Annotated in this window: 26 protein-coding genes; 7 read left to right on the forward strand and 19 right to left on the reverse strand. The window is 37.9% G+C overall.

Features of this window, described 5'->3' with window-relative positions:
- Window positions 1–308: 308 nt before the first annotated feature.
- Window positions 309–1,304 carry a spore coat putative kinase YutH gene (yutH, locus tag PDT38_RS08015; RefSeq protein ID WP_270800380.1) on the reverse strand — a complete coding sequence of 332 codons (996 nt, stop codon included), beginning with the start codon at window positions 1,302–1,304 and terminating at the stop codon, window positions 309–311.
- Between the two features lie 149 nt (window positions 1,305–1,453).
- On the opposite strand from yutH, the gene PDT38_RS08020 reads away from it, so the two are divergent.
- Window positions 1,454–1,954, forward strand: a complete 501-nt coding sequence (locus PDT38_RS08020) for a phosphatidylglycerophosphatase A family protein (protein ID WP_270800381.1) — start codon at window positions 1,454–1,456, stop codon at window positions 1,952–1,954.
- A gap of 40 nt (window positions 1,955–1,994) precedes the next feature.
- Here the strand turns inward: PDT38_RS08020 and PDT38_RS08025 are convergent, their stop codons facing one another.
- Genes PDT38_RS08025 through PDT38_RS08035 form a run of 3 tightly spaced genes read right to left on the reverse strand, consistent with a single transcriptional unit; the run spans window position 1,995 to window position 3,526 of the window.
- Entirely contained in the window at window positions 1,995–2,765 is a 771-nt protein-coding gene (locus PDT38_RS08025; RefSeq protein ID WP_270800382.1) for a TIGR01457 family HAD-type hydrolase, read from the reverse strand.
- 20 nt (window positions 2,766–2,785) lie between these two features.
- Entirely contained in the window at window positions 2,786–3,226 is a 441-nt protein-coding gene (locus PDT38_RS08030; protein ID WP_270800383.1) for a DUF86 domain-containing protein, read from the reverse strand.
- Between the two features lie 24 nt (window positions 3,227–3,250).
- Window positions 3,251–3,526 carry a YutD family protein gene (locus tag PDT38_RS08035; RefSeq protein ID WP_172297635.1) on the reverse strand — a complete coding sequence of 92 codons (276 nt, stop codon included), beginning with the start codon at window positions 3,524–3,526 and terminating at the stop codon, window positions 3,251–3,253.
- A gap of 105 nt (window positions 3,527–3,631) precedes the next feature.
- On the opposite strand from PDT38_RS08035, the gene PDT38_RS08040 reads away from it, so the two are divergent.
- Complete coding sequence (locus PDT38_RS08040; protein ID WP_270800384.1) at window positions 3,632–4,201, forward strand: YhcN/YlaJ family sporulation lipoprotein; 570 nt, start codon at window positions 3,632–3,634, stop codon at window positions 4,199–4,201.
- 92 nt (window positions 4,202–4,293) lie between these two features.
- On the opposite strand, the gene lipA is transcribed toward PDT38_RS08040, so the two are convergent.
- Window positions 4,294–5,190 carry a lipoyl synthase gene (lipA, locus tag PDT38_RS08045; RefSeq protein WP_270800386.1) on the reverse strand — a complete coding sequence of 299 codons (897 nt, stop codon included), beginning with the start codon at window positions 5,188–5,190 and terminating at the stop codon, window positions 4,294–4,296.
- Window positions 5,191–5,425: 235 nt separating this feature from the next.
- On the opposite strand from lipA, the gene PDT38_RS08050 reads away from it, so the two are divergent.
- A complete protein-coding gene (locus tag PDT38_RS08050; RefSeq protein ID WP_270800388.1) occupies window positions 5,426–6,415 on the forward strand; it encodes a M23 family metallopeptidase in 990 nt (329 codons plus the stop codon).
- A 48-nt stretch (window positions 6,416–6,463) separates the two neighbouring features.
- Here PDT38_RS08050 and PDT38_RS08055 read toward each other — a convergent pair whose 3' ends face one another.
- The 7 genes from PDT38_RS08055 to PDT38_RS08085 form a co-directional block, all read right to left on the reverse strand.
- Window positions 6,464–6,574, reverse strand: a complete 111-nt coding sequence (locus PDT38_RS08055; RefSeq protein ID WP_270800389.1) for a methionine/alanine import family NSS transporter small subunit — start codon at window positions 6,572–6,574, stop codon at window positions 6,464–6,466.
- Entirely contained in the window at window positions 6,571–8,097 is a 1,527-nt protein-coding gene (locus tag PDT38_RS08060; RefSeq protein WP_270800390.1) for a sodium-dependent transporter, read from the reverse strand. Before PDT38_RS08060 ends, PDT38_RS08055 begins: the two co-directional genes overlap by 4 nt.
- A gap of 175 nt (window positions 8,098–8,272) precedes the next feature.
- Window positions 8,273–8,578 carry a YunC family protein gene (locus tag PDT38_RS08065; RefSeq protein ID WP_270800391.1) on the reverse strand — a complete coding sequence of 102 codons (306 nt, stop codon included), beginning with the start codon at window positions 8,576–8,578 and terminating at the stop codon, window positions 8,273–8,275.
- A 57-nt stretch (window positions 8,579–8,635) separates the two neighbouring features.
- Window positions 8,636–10,003 (reverse strand): bifunctional metallophosphatase/5'-nucleotidase, encoded by a 1,368-nt coding sequence (locus PDT38_RS08070; protein ID WP_270800392.1) that lies wholly within the window; start codon window positions 10,001–10,003, stop codon window positions 8,636–8,638.
- A 21-nt stretch (window positions 10,004–10,024) separates the two neighbouring features.
- A complete protein-coding gene (locus PDT38_RS08075; protein ID WP_270800395.1) occupies window positions 10,025–10,843 on the reverse strand; it encodes a sulfite exporter TauE/SafE family protein in 819 nt (272 codons plus the stop codon).
- A 17-nt stretch (window positions 10,844–10,860) separates the two neighbouring features.
- On the reverse strand, window positions 10,861–11,712 hold the full coding sequence (locus PDT38_RS08080) for a DUF72 domain-containing protein (protein WP_270801689.1): 852 nt from the start codon (window positions 11,710–11,712) through the stop codon (window positions 10,861–10,863).
- A gap of 98 nt (window positions 11,713–11,810) precedes the next feature.
- Window positions 11,811–12,344 carry a hypothetical protein gene (locus tag PDT38_RS08085; RefSeq protein ID WP_270800397.1) on the reverse strand — a complete coding sequence of 178 codons (534 nt, stop codon included), beginning with the start codon at window positions 12,342–12,344 and terminating at the stop codon, window positions 11,811–11,813.
- Window positions 12,345–12,436: 92 nt separating this feature from the next.
- Between PDT38_RS08085 and PDT38_RS08090 the strand changes: the two genes are divergently transcribed.
- Entirely contained in the window at window positions 12,437–13,033 is a 597-nt protein-coding gene (locus PDT38_RS08090; protein WP_270800399.1) for a TetR/AcrR family transcriptional regulator, read from the forward strand.
- Window positions 13,034–13,767: 734 nt separating this feature from the next.
- On the opposite strand, the gene PDT38_RS08095 is transcribed toward PDT38_RS08090, so the two are convergent.
- On the reverse strand, window positions 13,768–14,589 hold the full coding sequence (locus tag PDT38_RS08095; protein WP_270800401.1) for an FAD binding domain-containing protein: 822 nt from the start codon (window positions 14,587–14,589) through the stop codon (window positions 13,768–13,770).
- A 190-nt stretch (window positions 14,590–14,779) separates the two neighbouring features.
- Complete coding sequence (locus tag PDT38_RS08100; protein ID WP_270800403.1) at window positions 14,780–15,670, reverse strand: LysR family transcriptional regulator; 891 nt, start codon at window positions 15,668–15,670, stop codon at window positions 14,780–14,782.
- A gap of 122 nt (window positions 15,671–15,792) precedes the next feature.
- Here PDT38_RS08100 and PDT38_RS08105 point away from each other — a divergent pair, with 122 nt between their 5' ends.
- Window positions 15,793–16,338 (forward strand): flavodoxin family protein, encoded by a 546-nt coding sequence (locus PDT38_RS08105; RefSeq protein ID WP_270800405.1) that lies wholly within the window; start codon window positions 15,793–15,795, stop codon window positions 16,336–16,338.
- On the forward strand, window positions 16,335–16,568 hold the full coding sequence (locus PDT38_RS08110; RefSeq protein ID WP_270800407.1) for a hypothetical protein: 234 nt from the start codon (window positions 16,335–16,337) through the stop codon (window positions 16,566–16,568). Before PDT38_RS08105 ends, PDT38_RS08110 begins: the two co-directional genes overlap by 4 nt.
- A gap of 315 nt (window positions 16,569–16,883) precedes the next feature.
- On the opposite strand, the gene PDT38_RS08115 is transcribed toward PDT38_RS08110, so the two are convergent.
- Window positions 16,884–17,120 carry a DUF3953 domain-containing protein gene (locus PDT38_RS08115; protein WP_270800409.1) on the reverse strand — a complete coding sequence of 79 codons (237 nt, stop codon included), beginning with the start codon at window positions 17,118–17,120 and terminating at the stop codon, window positions 16,884–16,886.
- A gap of 198 nt (window positions 17,121–17,318) precedes the next feature.
- Here PDT38_RS08115 and PDT38_RS08120 point away from each other — a divergent pair, with 198 nt between their 5' ends.
- Entirely contained in the window at window positions 17,319–18,065 is a 747-nt protein-coding gene (locus PDT38_RS08120; protein ID WP_270800411.1) for a hypothetical protein, read from the forward strand.
- 212 nt (window positions 18,066–18,277) lie between these two features.
- Here PDT38_RS08120 and PDT38_RS08125 read toward each other — a convergent pair whose 3' ends face one another.
- From PDT38_RS08125 to PDT38_RS08140, 4 genes are read right to left on the reverse strand one after another with little or no spacing between them, the layout of a single operon-like run.
- Window positions 18,278–18,376, reverse strand: a complete 99-nt coding sequence (locus PDT38_RS08125; RefSeq protein WP_317134951.1) for a hypothetical protein — start codon at window positions 18,374–18,376, stop codon at window positions 18,278–18,280.
- A gap of 11 nt (window positions 18,377–18,387) precedes the next feature.
- Complete coding sequence (locus PDT38_RS08130; protein ID WP_270800414.1) at window positions 18,388–18,555, reverse strand: hypothetical protein; 168 nt, start codon at window positions 18,553–18,555, stop codon at window positions 18,388–18,390.
- A gap of 21 nt (window positions 18,556–18,576) precedes the next feature.
- Window positions 18,577–19,140: a maltose acetyltransferase domain-containing protein gene (locus PDT38_RS08135; protein ID WP_270800416.1), complete on the reverse strand. Its 564-nt coding sequence runs from the start codon at window positions 19,138–19,140 to the stop codon at window positions 18,577–18,579.
- Between the two features lie 31 nt (window positions 19,141–19,171).
- The gene (locus tag PDT38_RS08140; RefSeq protein ID WP_270800418.1) at window positions 19,172–19,552 is read right to left on the reverse strand and encodes a VOC family protein; all 381 of its coding nucleotides are present in this window, start codon (window positions 19,550–19,552) and stop codon (window positions 19,172–19,174) included.
- Window position 19,553: the final 1 nt, after the last annotated feature.

Below are 19,553 nucleotides of genomic sequence, written 5' to 3' on the forward strand. Positions count from 1 at the left end.
CGTTTTTTGCTACCTTGCTTTAGAACGCGGCTAGCTAGTCTTGGCTGTATCACCACTTTACTTGTTTTTACACTGATACTGGAAAAATATAGGAATATACAAACGTGAAGACCTGCACCTGTATAAGTTCTTCTTGTGCATGGTGGTATCTGTTATGACACAAAATCTTTCGCCAATCTAGCAACAGGCTGTCCAATAGCTGAATGCTGTTTTAGGATGTGTATTTTAACCAGATAAAAACGCTTTTTCAGTTTTTAGTTACTGACATCGATGATGATCTACACCGATGCCAGCAATCATGCGAAAATTTAGTAGCCTCTTTTCAGCCAATTTACAGACGGAATATTAACATATCCCCTTGCTTTTGTGCAGTACATGTCTTGGAAATTTGCTAAAAACTTTTCATATCTTTGTGCTTGATTCACAATATCATCAAGACGTTTTTCATAAAAGGCATGCTCTGATTCGGGGGATAGATAATAGTTCTCAATCGTTTCAAAATAGTGAAGTGGAAATAACAATCTGCTAAACAGCAATCGTTTAGAGAATGATGATAGTGGAATGATTTGTTCATACTGCTGTAAAAACAAAGTGCTTTCCTGAAAATCTTGGTTTTTTTGAAACAAACTTCTCGTATATTCTGCAAGGTCCCGAGCTGCATGATCAAATACCCATTCCACTGGAACCTTTATAAGTGGACTTTCCCAAGTCAGACGCTGGCGACAAATTGTCCCTGAATCTGCTGTCTGCGGCTGATCATCTAATTCTGTATCTGCTAAATACTGAATCGCATTTTCTGTTAAACCCAAATAATAAGGAAATGATTCTACAAAGACTCTTTCGAAAGGTTGTAATGGCTCTGATTGTGTTTTTTTAATCCAAAACTGTTCCAGTTGGTCTAGGCGTTTTCCCCATAAATCTTTCCATTGTCCGATTCTTGTCATTTCTTTCACTTCGTCTGGATATCCTCTCCCTTTTTGATGAAATTGCGCGAGTTCAGCTCCGAGTGAAACAGATCTTTTCGGATGACGCTGATCAGCCTGCAACAATACATACGATGTTCCATTGTCTTCAAAGGTCAGTGCACCATCTTTTGTTAATATAAAAGAGCAAACGTATGGTTCTTGTTGTTCTTGTAAATAATGACTGATGTAATATAGTTCCATAAGTTCAGATTGTCTGAATTGGGAGACAGGGACAATGAAAACAATCGAATTTGGTGTATGAAAGGATTGATAAGAGAGGTGATGAGAAAGATCACGAACATGGATTCCGAATTTTTCTTTTATTATTTCCTTCACCATATATCACCTTCATTCCTGAAAAATAAGCCTTCTTCACATCGTAATCTGATCAACATACAAATATGATAAATCAACTAAAAATGTTGGCTTTGATTGTTACATTTTTAAGGATGTTTGTATACACTAAGAAAAAAGATTGGGTGAACATCATGTCGGGAAACAAAAATAAGCACCACTTTGAAACATTGGCTAAGGAATGGCTAGAAAAACGGGGAGTCTCAATTTCAGAAATTGCGGATCTTGTCTATGTTTTACAAAGAAAATATCATCCAAACTTAAAAAAAGAGGAATGTGAAGCTAATGTCCACCGAGTGATTAGAAAACGTGAAGTCCAAAACGCCGTTATGACCGGTATTCAATTGGACCTATTAGCAGAGCAAAACAAACTTTTAGAACCACTCCAAAATTTAATTGAGACGGATGAAAGCCTATACGGTGTTGATGAAATTTTATCTTTTTCAATCATTAATTTATACGGTTCGATTGGTTATACGAACTATGGCTACGTTGATAAAATAAAACCGGGTGTGCTTGCTCGATTAAATGATAAGTCAACAGGTGAATGTCATACATTTTTAGACGATATCGTCGGTGCCATTGCGGCGGCTGCTTCAAGTAGGCTTGCACATCGGGCGAGAGATGCTGAGTAACAAAAAGATGGCCTCAAACTTCACGGCCATCTTTTCTCGTTTATATGTGCTTCATCCATTCTGTGAGTGAATGAATGACATAAGTCGGTTTTTCTGAATAAGCTTCAAGGTGTTCTTTTTGAGTCACACCTGTATGGACAAGGAGCGTATCCATTCCAGAATTCATTCCAGCCATGATATCCGTATCATAGTTGTCTCCGACCATCAGTGTCTCGTTAACCTGTGTTCCAAGCACTTTCATCGCCTGTTCCATAATGATCGGTTCCGGTTTGCCAATAAAAATCGGCTTTGTCTGCGTTGATACAGTTAATACAGATGTTAATGATCCGTTCCCAGGTAACAGCCCTCTTTCCGTAGGAATCGCAATATCACCATTTGTCGAAATAAATGTAGCGCCATTTCGAATCGCAAGACAGCCGACAGCAAGTTTTTCATATGTAATCCCGCGGTCAATACCGACAACGACATAATCAGCATTCTCTTCGGCAAAGGCCAAACCTTTTTCTTCAATTGCCTGACGGATTCCTTCTTCCCCGATCACATAGACCGAAGCTTTTGGTGTTTGTTCAGCAATAAAGTTTGCTGTAGCCATACTTGTTGTAAATACCTGTTCTTCTGTTGCCGGAATATCAAAAGAAACAAGTTTTTCAGCAACTTGTTTGGGAGTGCGTGAAGAATTGTTGGTCACGAATAAGTAGGGAATATTTCGCTCTTTCAGCATTCTAACAAATTCGCACGCCTCTTCAATTTTTTCTGTTCCTTTATACATTGTTCCATCTAAATCGATTAAGTATCCTTTATACGTTTTCATGTTTTACACTCCAATTTTTTTTAGTGCGGTTTAAATGCCGTTACTGGACCGAGTTCATTGTTTAAATAGGTCCGAACCCGATGAGGAAAGCTTTTTAATGTTTCTACATAGATCTCCAACACTTTTTTCAACTCTTCATGGTTGACGTTCAAATAGTCTTGAACCAATGTTTTACGATAGGTGATGAGCTGTTTTAAATTCTCCCCTTCTGTTTGGTCAAGAACGTTTTCATCTATTAGTATATCCATGATATCGTGATAACTTCCCGGATCTCTCATAATAAAGCCGTCAATGATGTCATTCCCAATATCTAAAACACACTCAATCAACATCTGACAGATTCGTTCAAGCGCTTTTTTTTCTAGTGCTGAATTCCATGCTGTTTGTGATTGAAGTAAACGTAATTCTGCTTCAAAATAACTTAGTGTGTTTTCAATTTTATTTTGATCGACAAAATACATTCGAGCATCCCCTTTTATCATCGTTTATTTTCGCAAACGTTTTAACACAAAATAGGCACAGCCAAAATTACAGTATTCGTAAATATACTCATCAAGAGTACTAATTTTTGTATCAAAGGTTGCTTTTTGACTTTGGTCATCAAAAAATCCTTTTAGCCTTAGCTGATTATACCCCCAATCTCCGACAATATAGTCATACTTGTTTAAAATATCGGAATATCTGGCTTTAAAGGCATCCTCATTAAAACCGCTTTTTACATCTTTGACAACTTCAAATGAAGCATTTTGAACGACAATCATGCTTTTCACCTCTTTTATATGATAATTCAAACCCAAGCCGCCATCAATTGCTAAGAATAAATCTTCTTGATTGGAAAAGCTAAAGATATAAGGAGGACATGCAGAATGAATATACGATTTATATTACTCGTTTTCGTGCTCATGCCGTTAACTGGATGTCAAACAGCTCTAGACGATTCAGAACAAAACATGAATGAAGAAAACGGAAATACAATCCACGTTGCAGATCGAAACCGTCAATACCATCAAACCTTTAGAAATGATGAACGAAAAGGCAGGTTCGGCTATGCCAGACATCAGGCTTCACCTGTTGAAAATAAAAATGAAATACGATCACCCCAGATTAATCGAGATGAAATCGCTAATATTATATCTAGTTTAACGGTTCAGCTCCCCCATATTCAAGATGCCTCAGCACTTGTTACAGATGAGGAAGCTTTAATTGTCTACAAAACAAACTCGAAACAGCGAGAAAAAACCGCTGATCAAGTGAAAAAGACGGCTTCATCTGTCATTCCAAGATTTTATGATGTTTATATTTCTGATAACGAAAATTTAATCCAGTCGATTGCGAACTTCAGTCAACTCGGGTCTAATTCAAGAAATGTTGACCAGTTGATGGCGGACACAATTAAAGACATGAAAAAATCACCACAAGGCAATCTAGGTGATTAATTTAAAACAACCGCACCTTTTTTCACAATCAAAGGTGCGGTTTCTGAGTGAAAAAAAAGGCATGAACCCGGTACATTTCCGGGTCATGCTCGTTATGCTTTAGCTTGCCGTTTTTTTGAAGCTTCATTTACTTGCTCATCTGCATGATATGAAGAGCGGACAAGTGGACCGGCTTCACAATGACTAAAGCCTTTTTGCATGGCAATTTCTTTTAATTCTGCAAATTCATCTGGATGGTAGTATTTTTCTACTTTAATGTGTTTTCTTGATGGCTGTAAATATTGACCGATCGCCATAATATCAACATTGTTTGCGAGAAGATCATCCATTGTTTCAATGATCTCAGCTTTTGTTTCGCCAAGCCCGATCATCATGCTTGATTTTGTCGGAATATCAGGTTGCATTTCTTTCGAACGGCGCAACAGCTCTAAAGAACGATCATATGTAGCTCTGGCACGAACTCTCGGTGTAAGGCGACGAACTGTTTCAATGTTGTGGTTCAAAATATCGGGCCGAGCTTCCATTAATATTTTTAAGTTTTCTTCATCTCCCCCCATATCAGAAGGGAGCACTTCAATTGTTGTAAAAGGACTTTTTCTCCGGACGGCGCGTATCGTTTCAGCGAAAATACCTGCTCCTCCGTCTTTTAAGTCATCGCGTGCAACTGCTGTAATAACGGCATGCTTTAAATTCATCATGCTGACTGAATCAGCGACACGTTCCGGTTCATTTAAGTCAAGTTCTGTTGGCAGTCCCGTTTTCACCGCACAGAAACGGCAGGCTCTCGTACAGACAGATCCGAGAATCATAAAAGTTGCTGTTCGTCTGACAGCCCAGCATTCGTGAATATTCGGACATTTTGCTTCTTCACAGACCGTATGTAGGTTTTGATCTCTCATCATTTTTTTTAAGCCCGTATAATTCTCATTTGTATTGAGTTTAATTTTAAGCCATTCGGGTTTTCTAAGATACTCGTCTTTCTTTGCCAATTCCATCATCTCCACTCGTTGTAGTCAAGTTTTACAGTGTTCATGTTATGTTCTTTGTGCCGTCTGGAACCGCTTAAATAAATGAGATCCTCGTCTAAAAAAACTTTAACACAGTACAAATCATGGGACAAGAGATTGGTTTTGAACCATCACAAATTGCAAATATTTTCTTATTATTGTTTTTCTCGTCAGACGTAAACTATACATATTCAATTGGAAAGGAGTTAAGGACACTGTGAAAGTTGTATTATCCGTTCTCATCCTCCTTTTAGTCATCGGCCAACCTTGTGCTTTTGGGAAGGAAAAGAAGAAAGAAGCGGATTACGAAAAAAGGATGGCACTTTATCAAAAAACAGAGGCTGCAACCCAAATCCCTTGGTATGTCTTCGCAGCTGTTGATCAATATGAAATCAATATTCGTAAAAACCGCAAAGATTTACCAAAGCAATCAGGGTATACTGGAATCTACATTCCGCAGAGTGTATGGAGCGGACCTGAAAATCCCAACCTGGATGATACCGCCCCTCTCAGTATTAAAGTATTTGATGGAATTGGAATGGATGGCAACGGAGACGGACGGGCGGATTCAAATGATGATGAAGATGTCCTTTATACATTTGGACAATACTTATTGACATATGGAAAAGATATTGAAAACATCCGCATTGGGCTATGGGAATTTTATGAGCGGGATCAAACGGTCGGAATCATCTCTGGATTCATCAAACTTTTTGAAAAATATGGCCGGATTGATTTAGGAGAACACGCCTTTCCTCTTCCGGTCAAAACGATTTACAGTTACAGAAGCACATGGGGTGATGCTCGCGGCTTTGGAGGGAGACGGATTCATGAGGGAACTGATTTATTCGCCCATTTTGGTCTCCCTGTACGCTCCACATGCTATGGGATCATTGAAATGAAAGGTTGGAATCGGTTTGGCGGCTGGAGAGTCGGTATCAGGGATATCCATAACACATATCACTATTTCGCCCATCTGAATGGTTTTAGTAAAGGACTAGAAACCGGTCAAATCGTTGAACCTGGACAGGTAATTGGCTCAGTTGGAAACACCGGATATGGTCCACCTGGGACAGCCGGAAAGTTCCCACCTCATCTTCATTATGGTATGTACAAAGACAATGGACGGACTGAATGGTCTTTTGATCCATATCCACATCTAAAAGCATGGGAACGGAAAGATATTCGAAAAAGAAAAAAGCGTTAAAAAATGAACATCCCTATTCTTGCAAAAAGCATGAATAGGGATGTGTCGTTAGGCCTTGCTCTTTTTATGTTTTATTACTGCATTTGTGATACTTAAAGCCAATCCTCCCCAAATGATCAAGATGCCTACTGTCATCATTACAATTGAAGCATCACTCATGAGGAAACCTCCTTATCTTGATAAAGTGAATACGTAGATGCACTCTTCCATTTAGAGAAAGAAAGCAGAAACCCGACAACAATCACACCAAGTGCAACAGACCAGCCCCATTTTAAGAGAAATTCCACCGGCATGCCTCCATAAGCAGATGTCAAATTAGTTTTAATATTGTCAAACATCATATATCCTAACACGAGCGGTGTGACAATACTTAAACTGATTCTCCACCATCCACCAAGCTGAATATCAGAGACTGAATTGGCATAATTTTGCAGCGTTTTCAACTCTCTTGCAAACCAGGCAATGACAATCACTTCAATTAAACCTGCAAGTGCCACTCCAAAATTATTAATAAAATAATCTGCAGCATCTAGGAAGAACAGTCCACCTTTTGTAGCAAACACAAGTGAACAAAGTGCTGCTAATCCTCCGCCGAACAAGACAGCTTTTCTTCGCGAAATATTAAATTTATCCTGTATAGCGGCAACATATGTTTCAGAAATGGAAATGAGAGATGTTAAACCTGCTAATACGAGCGAACCAAAGAACAAAAATCCGAAAAGTGCATTAAATGCCGGAAATTCATTAATGATTTGTGGAAATACGACAAATGCCAAACCTACACCTGATGAAACAACTTCTTTTACAGGTACACCTTGCTGTGCCGCCATAAAACCTAACGCACTGAAAATACCAATTCCCGCTAACAGTTCAAATGATGAATTTCCAAATCCAGTAATAAATGCATTATTGGTAATATCCGATTTTTTTGGTAAATAGCTAGAATACGTAATCATGATGGCAAATGCAATGGATAGACTAAAGAAGATTTGGCCGTAAGCGGCAACCCAAACCTTTCCATTTGTAATTTGACTCCAGTCAGGTGTAAAAAATGCTTCAAGCCCTTTTCCTGCTCCATCCAATGTGATCGAATAAATGACAATGATTAAAAACAACACACCTAATAATGGTAGAAAAATCTTGTTTGCGGTTTCGATCCCTTTTTTAACACCTGCAAATAAAATACCTAATGATATGATCCAAACAATTGCAAGAGGAATCAGGACACCAGGAACAAAACCACCAAATTGACCAATAACGCCTCCACTCATATCAATTCTATCTAAATAGTCTTTCATTAGGAAATTTTCAGTATTTTTACCCCATCCTAAATTCAGAGAAAAGACTGCATAAGATACTGCCCAAGCAACAATAACTGCATAATACGTGGAAATGACAAATGATATAGCAACCTGCCACCAACCAAGCCATTCTTTTCCTTTTCCCATTCTTGCAAACGATAGCGGAGCTGACCCCCTATATTTATGGCCAATTGAAAATTCCATAATCAAAAGTGGAATTCCAGCTGTTAGGAGGGCAAACAAATATGGAATAAAAAATGCGCCTCCTCCATTTTCATAAGCTACAGCAGGGAATCTCCAAATGTTTCCCAAACCGATAGCGGAACCGACTGCCGCCATAATAAAACCTGCTCTTGTTCCCCACTGTGGACGGTGATCCATAAGCTTCCTCCTTTACCTTTTTGAAACATCAGAAAAAAATGAATTTTCTAATTATTATTATTATTGATTAGTATATACAGTCTTTCTACCTATGTCAAAATATTTTTTCTGGTAATTAAAAGTACAAAACTAAAAAAGCATTCTGCCTTATATTCAGCAGAATGCCTTAGAAATTTTATTTTTTCATCTTTAAAAGTGCCTCTTTTCCACTTATCCCTGGGTAAATGCCAAGTTCTTTAGCTGCATCTGTCACAGATTCAAGCGGAGCTTCAAGAAGCTGGTCAATCGTTCTGACACCGACTGCTCTGGCGGCGACAATCTTGCGATCCTTTAATCTATCGTTTAACAAGGCAACATCAAGCGCTCCACACATAATATATCCATCATCATTTGTAATGGCCATAAAATTTGTTTTTGGCAACTTGACCGTTATAGCTGTAAATGATTGACCTTCAATCATGATTGGAGTTAAATTTACCATTGTAATCCCTCCTTTACCATTAATCTATGATAAAACAAGGGACTTGTTCCGATAGCCTCATTTTGATTGATGTAAAGCCTTTAGCTTCCATGCCAAAAGATCGCGCAAAAATTCAGGCATAAAATATTCAATATGTTTGGCTGTACGAATCAGCGGAAAAAATTTTCCGAGTGTGAACATATCAATTGTGGCAAGTGTATAGGTGAGGTCAGTTTCCACGTTTGCCCCATTGATTGTTAGCTTTTCAAGATTTAGTCCAGAGTAAATCATTTTCCCCATTACCTTTCCACGAAAGCCAAGTCCTTTGATCTGAAGCTGTTCCATTTCATTTGTTGACGCCTGATGAATGATTTCCTTTATCTCCATCCCTGTTAACTTTAATTTAATAGGGTTGATCGGATGTGGACATATCCTATGTAAATCAGCTTTCATTACTGGACCTTTTGGAAGGGATTGAAGAAGAATGCCGGCATTGACCATGCCGATGTCAGCCTCACACCATTCCCGTAAGGCCTCCGCTAACAGTTGTGGCAAGCTAGACGTCTGAAACCAGTTCGTGACGAGGGGATCATCCAGTACGGCTACTTCTTCCTCGAGGATCTTTTGAGCGTCTTCTTTTTTTTGATAGAGAAAACCTCTTGTTTCTTCTGATTCACCTTTCCAATCTGTTGTCTTCAAAACACTTGCCTTCATGTTTGCCATTGTCTTTGTTGTGCTGTTAAACGTCAACTCGACATGACCGGTGTAGTGCCCATATTTTTCGGCACAAGCTAGCAAAACCCCATTTTTCAACATCCCGTTTTCTAATAAGTGATGGGTGTGGGATCCTAAAATCACATCGATTTCTGGAAATCGTTCGGCAACAAGCTGATCATCTAATATTCCTAAATGAGAAAGAAGAATCTTTACATCAGCTTCTCCTTCTACCTCTTTCAACATACTGGCGATGCTTTCAAAAGCATCTGTCACTTCCCAATCAAGCTGTTTATAAATCGGGTAATATGGAACTGTTACCCCAAGAATAGCAATGGACCGTCCGCTTTTAAGCATTTTTATCAAATACGGTTGTGCCCATTGCGGTCTATTCCCAAAACGATCAAACAAATTAGAAACAATAACCGGAAATTCTGCATCGTCATAAAGTTTATTCAGTTCTTGGTGCGGCAGTGTGATCCCTTCATTATTCCCAATTGTTACAGCATCATAACCAAGACGGTTTAACAACTTGACATTGACTTTTCCGAAAGACGCTTCAGAAATAGGATGACACCTGTCCATATGATCACCGATATCAAACAGCAGCACATCTTCATCATCAGCGATATGTTTCTGTCTTTGTTTTTCAAGGTAATCAACGATCTTCGGCCAGTTTTCAAAATGACTGTGCAGATCATTTGTGTGATAAATATGGAGCTTTTCCCTCATGCAATATCTCTCCCTAGCGTTTTAACTGAATATGCCTTGATAGACTAATCTGAGTCCGATTAAAATGAGAACCAACCTTAAAATCACCACGATCGTTTTTGTATTCATTTTTTTATTAATGATAGCGCCAAGCTTTCCACCGTACCAAGCTCCTGGGATCAGTGCCAAAGCATATAGCCAATTGACATGACCTGATATGACATGACCGAGGGAGCCTGTGACAGATGAAAGAAAAATAATGAACATAGATGTGGCTACAGCAACCCGTGTTGGGAATAAGAAGATAAGTAACATCGCTGGAACCATTAATGATCCTCCGCCAATCCCAAATAAGCCACCAAGGAAACCGACAACAAAAGCAATCGCGATTCCAAAGATTGGCTGATAAGAATATGTATAATCATTTCCTTCATCATTTTTAAATGTTCTGATCACACCAATATGTTTTTTTTCTGCCGTTTTCTCTTTTTTCTTAATCATTAATGACAAAGATAATAAAATCATAAAAATTCCAAACGATAGGGAAAATGAGGAAGAGCTGAAGTACTTCGAGACATGCGCCCCAATGATACTGCCCGGTCCTGACCCGATAAAAAAAATAAGCCCGCTCTTATAATCAACGGTTTTATACTTCATATAAGTGATGGTCGAGGAAAGACCTGTAAAAATGATGACAAACAGAGATGTTCCCACTGCTATTTGCGGCGTAATATGATCAAACATCGCTATGCCTGACAAAAAAAGCAGTGAAGGAACGATGACAATTCCGCCCCCAAGACCAACTAGTCCGCCGATGGTTCCCGCAATAAAACCGAGAATAATCAGTATGATGTATTCCATAAAAAGTCCTCTTTTCTTTAACTAAATAAATCGAGCTGTCTTGGTGCAAGTCCTTTATATTCTAGGTTCAACAGCTCCATCATTTGTTTACCATTTTGTGCTGCATCTCCACCAGAATTGTTATTAAACAGGAGATAGAGTTGTTCAGATTGCTTCTGAAGTAGCTGTAAATTTTGCTTCCAGTCTTGTAACTCTTGTTCATGATATAAATATAAATATCTAACCTCTCGCCAATTTTGCCCTGAAGATGGTCTTACCCAGCCTTCTTTATTTCGACCATGAAAGCGGATCAGCGTTTTATCGCTATCTGTCGCGTGAAGTACAGTCGGAATACTTCCTTCACCAATTTGAGGTTCATCACAAATACTATGAATCCATTTTTGTTCTTCCATAAAAGCCAATGTTTTATCATAGACTTGGGGCATAAACCATGAACGATGCCTAAATTCAAGCGCACACGGAATATCTCCCATTTTTTCTTTGCACCATCTTAAGTAATGGACATTTTCTTTTCTGCAATCAAACCAAGGTGGGAACTGGAACAACACCATTGCTAACTTTTTTGCTTTTTTATATGGTGTCAATGAAAGTTTAAAAGCATCAAACATCTCATCTTTTGACTGAAAAGGAATCTCTCCACGCTGATGACCGGTCATCCCCTGATAAGCCTTCATGATAAATTGAAATGATTCAGGTGTTTCTTTTACCCATTTCTCATTGTTCCTTTCCGGTTGAATGGCATAAAAACTTGCATCAAGCTCAACGATTGGAAAATGAGATGAGTAAAGTGTCAGCTTCTTTTGATTGCTCGTCTTAGGTGGGTACAAGCTATCATGATCCCCCCACCCTGTTAATCCGATATAAATCAACGACATTCACCTCTCTTCCTAGTTTATCATAGGTTTTTTTTAGAATCTTATATTTAGACCTAGCTTTCCCTAAAAAAAGCAGCCGGAATCCCGGCCACTTAATCTTTTCTTCTTGGAAAAAGCGTAAAGCTAAAACTATAAAGAAAATCGACTGCAAGGATGATCGTCCACATGAAAGCGGTCTGAACTAATGGTTGAGTTCTTGCAAAATCTCCGATAAATAAATGCATTCCACCTAAAATTGGGGTACCAATCAACCATGCAAGTAAGTGACGGTACCAGCCCGCTCGCTCTTTTTGGGCATGTTCTTTGCCAAATCGCGGTCCTTTCTCAGGCTTTGGCCCATTTGCAAAACGATATGCGAATCGAACATCCGCCCATCTCACCATGCGACTACCAAAAGCGACACTAACTCCAATATAAATAGCAGCTAAGCCGTGTACAACATTGGCTTTAGCACCATGATACAAATCGACACCTGTGGCAATTAATAAAACTAAATCTAATACAGGTGTTAAAGCAAGTAACAACAAACTCGTTTTTTTCATCTTGAGAATGTATCGAAAACATAATCCCAACAAAATCAAGACCCAAAAACCAATTTCACAAGCAATGATAAGTAAACCAATCATGTTAAATGTCCCCCGCTCTTTTTATAATACAAGTGTGCTAAAAAATAATAACACAAATTCACGTAATAGTACAACTGTGTTATAATCATTTTATGCCTAAAATTGTTGATCACGAAAACCAAAAAGAAAGAATTGCTGAAGTTGTCTGGAACATTATTCATAAAGAAGGTCTGGAACAGTGCACTGTTCGAAAAATTGCAAAAGAAGCAGGGATTTCAGCAGGGTCTATGCGCCACTACTTTCCAAACCAAGCAAAACTGTTGATTTATTCCATGCAGCTCGTCGTCAATCGAGCTAAAACACGAATCGATCAGCTGACATTTACAGAAACACCAGAAAAAAATGCAAAACAGCTGCTCCTTCAGCTCTTACCTATAGATGCTGAAAGGAAGTTAGAAATGGAAGCATGGTTTTCATTTACAGCCAAATCAATGAGTGACCCTGAGCTAAAACAGCTAAGGAAGGAGATGAATGAAGGAATTTTTTCAGCTTGTCAAATGGCTGTTGAAGCACTGTGCCCGTCGCAAAGTGAAATGGAAAGGAAAAGGGAAACAGAACGTCTCTATGCATTGCTCGACGGACTGGCACTTCATGCAATTTTGGAGCCTGACCGTGTCACACATGAGATGATCGATTCTGTATTGACAAATCATTTACAAAGCTTGTCTCATAAAAAACGAAGCCAGTGACAGTCTCCACTGGCTTTCTTATGCTTATTTCATTGATGGAATACATGATGATCAAAATACCTTGACAGCGTTTGTAGCTGAGTTAGAAACCAAGGAGATAGAAGAAAGCATCATATCATCACACAGCTATCTATCAAGAAAATAAAATGAATCGGAAACATGTGAAACGAATGTGAGAATGGTTCATTTTAGGAGGTAGAAGACATGTTATCAACAAGTACAACCAGTTCAAGAATTGACAGAGGAGCTCACCCAAAATCTTGAGGAATATCGTCATACACAAGCAATGCTTGAGGCTATCCATATCCAGCATGATTATTAATAAAGTATCGATTTAAAATACTCTCATCAAAACCTTCGGAATTCGATTTTCAAAATATTTTACTTCACGATACCAAATGTCGATATAGCACTGGCAATAACAGCAATTTTGCAACAAAATAAATGATGAAGACCGATGATTTTCAGTCTGATTTAAAAACGAAACTTTGAAAAATTGTGTCTGCGAAAATACATGTTTAAACGGAAAAAACGTTGTTTTAAATGACATGATCTTTTGATGGAATGCACTCGCCAGTTTTTAGCACACATTTGTTAAAGGGATGAGTGCTAACTAAAATCGTTTAAAACAGTCTGACATACGGATCACTTCAATTAGCCGCTTTCCTTGTCATTTTGTCCACAAAAACATTGTGCCCCGTCCATCCTAGCAGAACAGGGCCTTTTCTTGTTTACTAATGACGCCTTAACATTGTAAGAATATCGAGTAATGTATGGTGAATGACAAATTTGCGATAATCGATATCATCTAAAATAGGTTGAGGTAAATGTTGAAGTGCTTGGTGAACCCTTTCTTCATCAGACAGTTTTTGGTTATTTAAAGCTCTTTCAATCACTTTGGAACGGAAAGGAAAAGGACAAATTCCACTAAATGCGACGCGAACCTCACCATCAACTTCAAGCGCTGAAACGGTCACCAATGGATACCCCTTATCCCATTGTTCGCGTACTTTTATACTCGCAAATGGTTGATTCAAATATCGCTTTTCAGTTAACAAAAGCATGAGCATCTCACCATTTTTCAACTGTAATTTTTGATTGAACACTTCATGAATCGAATAATAATTTGTTCCTTCCGCACTTAATGTCATCACTTTACTGTCGGTTAATAAAAATGGCAAAACAGCTTCTCTATAAAAAATCTGACCACAAATATTACCGCCTAATGTAATTTTGTCACGTGACATATGATCGGCAACTTCTATTGCAGCTTTACTTAATAAAGGGAAATCGTTATTTTCTGTTAGTTCTGTTAATGTTAACGCTGAACCAAGTACAAGATGATTGTCTTCAGATCGTAAAGTACGGCATTCAGGGATGTCTTTCAGATCAATGATCACCTTTTTGTCCTTCATATTTGAACGGCCAAAGGAAGCGTGTTCTGTCCCGCCAGAAAGATATGAAGGCTGTTTCCCCTCTCTCTCCAACCGATTAAATAGCTGGATAGCTTCTAACGCAGACACCGGCCGATAATATTCTAAATCAAACAAAATCATTCTGCACTCTCCTCCAATCCCAAACAGCGACAGCTGATTTTAATGTACTACAGCAAATGCCTTCCTCATTGTATTGTATCTTGAGTTAATTTAAAACCATTATTTTGAAATATAAGTCAAATGAGATAGGAATTGGTATTATGGTTCGGTATTAATCACAATTGTCCATACTACACATTCACTTGTTGAATTACGACTGGTCTTTAAAGCCTTTTCGGGCTAATTGAATAAAGGTTTTTAAAGGAGAAGACATCCATTTATCTTTGTGCCACGCCATTTGAGTAAATACAGGGCATTCACTTTTCCAATTTAGTTTTTTCATGAGACCTGCTTCAATTTCTGCCTTTACCACCATTTCGGGCAGTAGGGCAATTCCGAGCCCAGCCATTACACATTGTTTGATCGCTTCTATGCTGACAAATTCTAATTGATTAGGTGATATACATGTTTGATTCAGAGTTGCCTCAAAAAGCATTCGGTAAGAGCAGCCACTTTCAGTCAATAAAAGGGTTTCATCTTGCAAATCTTGAGGTGTGATAAGTGAATCTTCGGAAAAAGGATGATCGATCGCTGCCACCATTTTGATGTCATCTAAAACAAGTGGTTCAATATGTAGTGACTCATCAGGACGATTAATGTCCATCATAAAAGTGAGATCAAGAAGCCCTTCTAATAATTGTTGTTTCGCCTGTTTACTAGAAATGTATGGTTTGAACACAAGTTTAACATTGGGAAATATTTTCTTGAATTCTTTAATAATTGCTGGAAGACGGTATGTACACTGGCTCTCTGTCGCACCAATTTTCAGAATTCCTGTTGCTTCCAGCGCTGTATTGGTTGCCATTTTGGCTTCTTCGGTTAATGCGATAATTTGATCTGTATAGCGCTTGAAAGTCTTACCAGCTTCCGTTAACACAAGCCGTTTTCCAAGTCGCTCAAATAAAGGAGTCCCAATTTCAGCTTCAAGTGATTTGATTTGGGAAGTCACACTTGATTGTGCGTAATTTAACAATTTTGCGGTCACAGTAAAATTAACATGTTCAGCGGCAGTTCTAAAAGTGATTAGTTGCTTAATTTCCACTCCTTATCTCCCTTTCTCATCATTTTTTTCGATAGATTCAATCGAAATAATCGTCTGTATTGATTTTTCCATTCATTATATGATGAAAGAAATCAATCGTAAATAAAGGAGTCGATTCGATCATGAGTATAGCCGTCATCAACGGTGGAACGCGCACCAATGGAAACACGGAGTTATTAACGAAAAAAGTCATTCAGGGACAAGATGCAGAAACCATTCATCTAAAGGAATATCACATTCAATCTATTGAAGACTTACGTCATACAGAGACTGGATTTCCAAGTATCGCAGATGATTATGATTCGATTATTGAGCGTATCCTCCCTCACGATACTCTCATTTTTGCTACACCGATATATTGGTACGGGATGACAGGTACTTTAAAGATTTTTATAGATCGTTGGTCACAGACGATGAGAGATCGGCATTACCCTGACTTTAAAGAAAAATTAGCTGCTAAACAGGCGTATGTGGTCGCTGTCGGTGGAGATCAACCGAGAATAAAAGGACTGCCATTGATTCAACAGTTTGCCTATATATTTAGCTTTTTTGGTATTTCCTTTGGAGGTTATGTATTAGGAGAAGGTAACAAGCCTGGTGATATTTTAGAAGATCAGCAGGCACTACATATAGCAAGTGGATTATTGAATGGAAGTGCTATTAGATGAAATGGATCTTAGCTTTCATTGTCATGATATTTGATTTAGGATTGGTTTTTGCTTTCATTTGTCAGCCATCTCCATCATGGACTTATATGAAAACAGAAACATCTACAACCCAGAAGGACAAGCAATTTGTGAGAATGACGGGGTCTGTCCTACAAACCAAACATCAAGTGACAACTGATACAGGTGAAGAAACGATTTTCATTACAAATGACATGTCAGGCCCAAAATAGATCGGTCTGACATTTTCCACAAAAGCTCTTGTCGATGAAGCCGTTTCGTTTAACGATTTTGTCGACAAGAATGAGCTAGTAGAACTTGTAATCGTATAGGATTCAACGATTTCAAAATGGCTGTAACCGATCTGCTCTATTTAGCACACATACTTCTCCATTTAAGACAATATTTAATGATCGTCAAAACCAATCAAATATCATGATGAAAAGAAATATTTCTCATTTTCTATTGAGAACATTGCTCAACAGATTACTAGCCCATTCCCAGCAATTAGATTATGTTCACTAATGAAACATAGCTATTCAACAATTTCATGAGTTAAAGAAAAATCCTTGAGCTGATACAAAAAATACAAATAAAAAGAGAACGATACAAGTCAAACCGTCATCTTTTCGTCCTTTTTGAAATTCATCTAATCCCATGACTAACATCAATAAACTTAAGAAAAATAGCATATAAGGTTGGAATTCAAAATGATTCGTTACCAATACATATCCTGAGCTTAAAACAACTGTTATTGCTAACAGAATCCTTAAAATTTTTAACACTTAAAAATCCCCCTTTTATTTGATCTCATACCTTACAGAAAAAACACTAACAATTGCCCTATGTTTTTACAAGTAAGTAAATACCAACTATACCGTTTTATGTATTAATGGTTTTCAACTTTTCATATGTCTAAGTTGAATGAATTGAAAAATATTGTTAATCTAAAAAAGTCAATTGATCAATGAGGAGAGAGAAATTTGAAAAAAATCGCAGTTTTTATGATGTTGGTATTTATTATCATCGCAGGTTGTAGTAATAAATCAGATACTTCTACAGAAAAGACAGGGGCTGAAACAAAAGAAAAACAGGAAAAATCTTTATCAAATGAACAGGCTTCAAAACAACCTGTTTTGAAATACATAAAAGAAGGGACTATGGATGCCAATATTGTGGCACCTGGCTTTTTGAATGCTGCTAAAGAAAAAGAAATAAATGCGATTACAAAGAAGATGCAGAAGAGCCTTGCTAACAAACAAGAGTGGTTTAAAGCTTACATTTCTAAGACGAAAAAGGGTGAAAAATTACCCTATCACCCCAATTTTGGTATAACTGAAAAAGAATACCGTCTTCTTCTTAATTCAGATCATCATATCAGATTAAAAAAGATCGGAGATACGTCTTTAACCATAACAAAAGAAGGAGATCAACTGATCTTAAAAACAGACAATACCAAAATAATCAAAACCGTTTATATTGATTTAAAAAAGAACACGGTCAAAACTGAAGCTGGAACACTTAAATATGACGGTAAAATTAAGGCTTCCAAGGGACAAGTAGTAACTGGTGAGTGGTCTGGAGAAGCTTGGGCATTAAAAGGTAAGTCTCCAGAAGACATGTCAGCAGAGTTCTATATAGGAAAGCTAAAGGATACAGGGGAAACACTTGTAACATTTAGAATAAATCAGAACACGTTGAAAGCAGAGGAAATGTTAAAATTTAAATAGTTTCAATCTTTTCCTCTCAAAACAATTAACACACGATATAAAAAATTGTATGATTTTATACCTTGAACGTTCGCCTGCACATCTGAATTAAAAAAACTAGTGTGAAATCGAAGAGTCATTGATACAACAAAAGAACCCATAGTCTGTACTGTGGGTTCTTTTCAAAATCGGCATAAAGAAGGAGATGTTTCGTCCAACCCTATTATTGTACCTTATAATCTTGGATCCACAGGGTTCGACTCCATTGAAAGCGTTCCAAGAACACATTCATGAACTCTTTCGATAGATTCACCATTGACGAACCTTTGAATTCCCTCTACTCCTAAAGCAAATTCTCTTCTTTTCTGTACTTCTTTTCTTTAATCTCTTCAAGTTTTCTGGTTGCAAGTAATTTTCTACTTCTTACTTTTACAGCAGGTTGTACAAGCTTGCCGTTTGTTTTGAAAAGGGACGATTTTTTTAAAAAGGCTGCCAGAAAGTCTTCTTTCACTGACACCCCTTCACCATCTAATCACATGCAGTCGATTTGCTTTATAATTTTAGCAGGATTTCCACCGACCAACACATGATCTGGCACATCTTTTGTTACGACCGCACCCGAAGCAATCACAACATCTTCACCTATGGTAACGCCAGGATTAATGATGGCTCCTCCACCGATCCAGACGTTATCACCTATAGTTACTGGTGCTCCATATTCTAGACCTGATATTCTTTCGTTTGCATGTAGCGGATGAGTCGCTGTATAAATGTGTACTCCTGGTGCAATAAAACAGTTATCACCTATTCTAATCTCACATACATCTAAAAAAATACAATCAAAATTCGCAAAGAAATTTTCACCAACATGGATGTTGTAGCCATAGTCACAGCGAAACGTCTGCTCTATGTAAACATTTTCGCCAGTGGAACCAAGTAAATCTTTTAATAATTCGGTTCTAATGTTGTCATCAATTTCGAGTGATTCATTAAATAACCTGGTTAGTCTTCTAGCTTTCTTTCTATCACTACGCAATTCTGGATCGGCTGGATGATACCGTTCACCACTCAACATTTTTTGTTTTTCGGTTTTCATGATATACACTCCACTACTCACATTTATTTTATTACACAGTCAATTCTAAAAGATTGCCTTCCGGATCCTCTATCACACTTTCATAATAACCATCTCCAGTGACACGAGGACCATTAACAAGGCGGTAACCATCATTTTGCAAAAGAGCGGTTTTATGATCTACAGCCTCCCTGCTCCCCAGAGAAATTGCAATATGAGCCCAACCAATCCTATCATTCTGATCAGGCTTATCTATCCCCGACTTACACATTATTTCTAAACGTGCGCCATCAGCAAATGTCAGAAAATAAGATTCGAATTGTTTATCTTTATTATGATACTTTGCATTTGCTTTTCCATTAAAATATGTTACATAAAACGTCTTCATGGCTTCGATATCGTTAACCCACATTGCCACATGCTCTATCTTCATC

The sequence above is a fragment of the Bacillus changyiensis genome (assembly GCF_027706145.1).
Taxonomy (GTDB): Bacteria; Bacillota; Bacilli; order Bacillales; family Bacillaceae; genus Bacillus; species Bacillus changyiensis.

Bases quoted from the DNA above. Each gene is read 5' to 3' on its own strand.
- PDT38_RS08065 (WP_270800391.1), bottom strand. From the start codon at position 8,578: ATGGTAAATTTAACTCCAATCATGATTGAAGGTCAATCATTTACAGCT.
- PDT38_RS08060 (WP_270800390.1), bottom strand. From the start codon at position 8,097: ATGGATCACCGTCCACAGTGGGGAACAAGAGCAGGTTTTATTATGGCG.
- PDT38_RS08035 (WP_172297635.1), bottom strand. From the start codon at position 3,526: ATGATTGTCGTTCAAAATGCTTCATTTGAAGTTGTCAAAGATGTAAAA.
- PDT38_RS08030 (WP_270800383.1), bottom strand. From the start codon at position 3,226: ATGTATTTTGTCGATCAAAATAAAATTGAAAACACACTAAGTTATTTT.
- PDT38_RS08020 (WP_270800381.1), top strand. From the start codon at position 1,454: ATGTCGGGAAACAAAAATAAGCACCACTTTGAAACATTGGCTAAGGAA.
- PDT38_RS08095 (WP_270800401.1), bottom strand. From the start codon at position 14,589: ATGATTTTGTTTGATTTAGAATATTATCGGCCGGTGTCTGCGTTAGAA.
- PDT38_RS08085 (WP_270800397.1), bottom strand. From the start codon at position 12,344: ATGATTGGTTTACTTATCATTGCTTGTGAAATTGGTTTTTGGGTCTTG.
- PDT38_RS08110 (WP_270800407.1), top strand. From the start codon at position 16,335: ATGAAATGGATCTTAGCTTTCATTGTCATGATATTTGATTTAGGATTG.
- PDT38_RS08140 (WP_270800418.1), bottom strand. From the start codon at position 19,552: ATGAAGATAGAGCATGTGGCAATGTGGGTTAACGATATCGAAGCCATG.
- yutH (WP_270800380.1), bottom strand. From the start codon at position 1,304: ATGGTGAAGGAAATAATAAAAGAAAAATTCGGAATCCATGTTCGTGAT.
- PDT38_RS08040 (WP_270800384.1), top strand. From the start codon at position 3,632: ATGAATATACGATTTATATTACTCGTTTTCGTGCTCATGCCGTTAACT.
- PDT38_RS08075 (WP_270800395.1), bottom strand. From the start codon at position 10,843: ATGGAATACATCATACTGATTATTCTCGGTTTTATTGCGGGAACCATC.
- PDT38_RS08135 (WP_270800416.1), bottom strand. From the start codon at position 19,140: ATGAAAACCGAAAAACAAAAAATGTTGAGTGGTGAACGGTATCATCCA.
- PDT38_RS08025 (WP_270800382.1), bottom strand. From the start codon at position 2,765: ATGAAAACGTATAAAGGATACTTAATCGATTTAGATGGAACAATGTAT.
- PDT38_RS08105 (WP_270800405.1), top strand. From the start codon at position 15,793: ATGAGTATAGCCGTCATCAACGGTGGAACGCGCACCAATGGAAACACG.
- PDT38_RS08090 (WP_270800399.1), top strand. From the start codon at position 12,437: ATGCCTAAAATTGTTGATCACGAAAACCAAAAAGAAAGAATTGCTGAA.
- PDT38_RS08070 (WP_270800392.1), bottom strand. From the start codon at position 10,003: ATGAGGGAAAAGCTCCATATTTATCACACAAATGATCTGCACAGTCAT.
- PDT38_RS08055 (WP_270800389.1), bottom strand. From the start codon at position 6,574: ATGAGTGATGCTTCAATTGTAATGATGACAGTAGGCATCTTGATCATT.